This window comes from Halorubrum halodurans (assembly GCF_002252985.1).
GTDB lineage: Archaea > Halobacteriota > Halobacteria > Halobacteriales > Haloferacaceae > Halorubrum > Halorubrum halodurans.
In genome coordinates this window covers 1-1,866 of record NZ_NHPJ01000124.1, presented here as the reverse complement: position 1 = coordinate 1,866, position 1,866 = coordinate 1, and the positions used below count along the sequence as shown (strand labels likewise).

Genomic DNA, 1,866 nt, shown 5'->3' with positions numbered 1-1,866 from the left:
GAGGGCGATGGCGGACCTGCTGGCGAAGGAGGGGGAGTCGGTCGATCTCACCGTCGGCATCGAGAAGGCGGGCGCGCCGCTCGCGACCGCGGTCGCCCGCGAGCTCGACACCGACCTCGGGACGTACGCCCCGGCGAAACACCAGTGGGAGGAGGGCGACATCGCCGACCACGGCGGGGGGTTCTCCCGGAACTTCGCCGCGATCCGCGACCGCGACTGCTACGTCGTCGACGACATCGTCACCTCGGGGACCACGATGCGCGAGTCGATCGACGCGATCCGCGAACACGGCGGCGAGCCCGTCGCCTGCGTCGTGCTCGTCGACAAGGTCGGCTACGACGACATCGACGGCGTCCCCGTCTACTCGCTCGTCGACGTCGTCAGCGTCGGCCGCGAGTGAAGCGTCGGCCGCGAGTGAGGCGTCGGCCGCCGAACGCGACCGCGTCGCGGAGCCCGCCGCGAGCGAGGCGGCGAGGGCGGCCGAGCCGGCCGGAACCCCTTTGCCCCGTCGTCGCCTATCCGACCCCATGACGTTCCAGCCCGAAGGCGACATGGACCCGGACGCGGTGCGCGAGCGAGTCGACGAGGCGATAGCCGACAACGACGTGGTACTGTTCATGAAGGGGAACCGGCTGATGCCGCAGTGCGGCTACTCACAGCGGGCGATCGAGCTGATAAGCGCCCACATCGAGGAGTTCGAGACGGTCGACGTGTTGCCCGCGCTGCCGGCCTACCGCGAGGCGCTCGCCGACCACAGCGGGTGGGAGACGATCCCGCAGACGTTCGTCGACGGCGAGTTCGTCGGCGGCAGCGACGTGCTCGCGGAGCTCGAGGAGCGCGGGGAGCTCGCCGCCGAACTCGGTGCCGAGTAGCCGCGCGGTCCGGCGAAACCGCCCGCGAACTCCGGGAGCTCTCGAAGAGTAGCCCATTTAAGCCTACGTCACCTAGGTGGGGTAGGTGCAGTCGTTTACCGCCCGCGTCGCGACGACCGGTCCGACCCACACCCACCCCAGTAAACAATGACAGGCCGCGTGTTCCGACTTCATTCGACGCTCGAACTGCCACTCGAAGACGTAGAGGCGTACTTCGATGAAGATCCCGACCTCCCCGCGGAGATCGACGACATCGACATCACGCGTCGAAACAACACCCTCATCATCAAGGCCCTGTCCGACGACGAGTCGATCAGCAAGTACACGCCGACGGCCCAGCTGAAGGCGTCGGTGACGGAGACGCGCGTCTACGAGGAGGAGCCGCCGCGAGCGGGCGGTCCCCAGTGGATGGACGACGAGGAGGAGGAGATCCCCTCCGAGCTTGTCGAGTTCGCGTGTTTCAAGGGCGACCGCGAGACGGTGCTCCAGAACACCGCGCTCCAGTACCCCATGTTCCTGGTGCTCCGGGAGCTCGCCACCCGCGCCGAGAAGGGGACGCTCACGGCCATCACGGAGGCCGACGGCGACCTCGAGGCCACCCGGATCGTCGAGGGCGAGTCCCGCCCCGCGAGCATCGAGGTCGTCGAGAGCCCCCAGGGTGCCGGCGACGGCGACGGCGGCGTGAACTGGCGCGACAACGAGTTCATCTCGGACTGAGTCGGGCGGCGCGGCGGCGGTTCTCGACGGTCGACGGCGCCGGAGTGGCGACGCCGGCCGCCGGCGACGGACCGACCCTGCCGCGGACCGCTGCCGATTTACCCGCGGGCGTCCGAGTCGGCGTATGACCGACTGGGTGAGCCTCTTTTCGGGCGGAAAGGACTCCTCCTGGGCGCTCCACCGCGCGCTCGAGGAGGAACTGGACGTCTCGCGGCTCCTCACCGTCCACCCCGCCGGCGACTCCTACATGTACCACACGCCGGCGGGGTGGACGGTG

4 protein-coding genes are annotated in these 1,866 nt (G+C 69.5%); all 4 read left to right on the top strand.

The annotated features are described in order from the left end of the window. On the top strand, positions 1 to 400 hold a 400-nt coding region (locus DJ70_RS14105; protein ID WP_143421045.1), incomplete at its 5' end, for an orotate phosphoribosyltransferase-like protein. A 127-nt stretch (positions 401 to 527) separates the two neighbouring features. Further along, positions 528 to 872: a glutaredoxin family protein gene (locus DJ70_RS14100; RefSeq protein WP_094534065.1), complete on the top strand. Its 345-nt coding sequence runs from the start codon at positions 528 to 530 to the stop codon at positions 870 to 872. Positions 873 to 1,019: 147 nt separating this feature from the next. Then, the gene (locus tag DJ70_RS14095; protein WP_094534063.1) at positions 1,020 to 1,589 is read left to right on the top strand and encodes a DUF7110 family protein; all 570 of its coding nucleotides are present in this window, start codon (positions 1,020 to 1,022) and stop codon (positions 1,587 to 1,589) included. 124 nt (positions 1,590 to 1,713) lie between these two features. Next, positions 1,714 to 1,866 (top strand): Dph6-related ATP pyrophosphatase (locus DJ70_RS14090; RefSeq protein ID WP_449272198.1); only part of this gene is annotated, 153 nt, incomplete at its 3' end.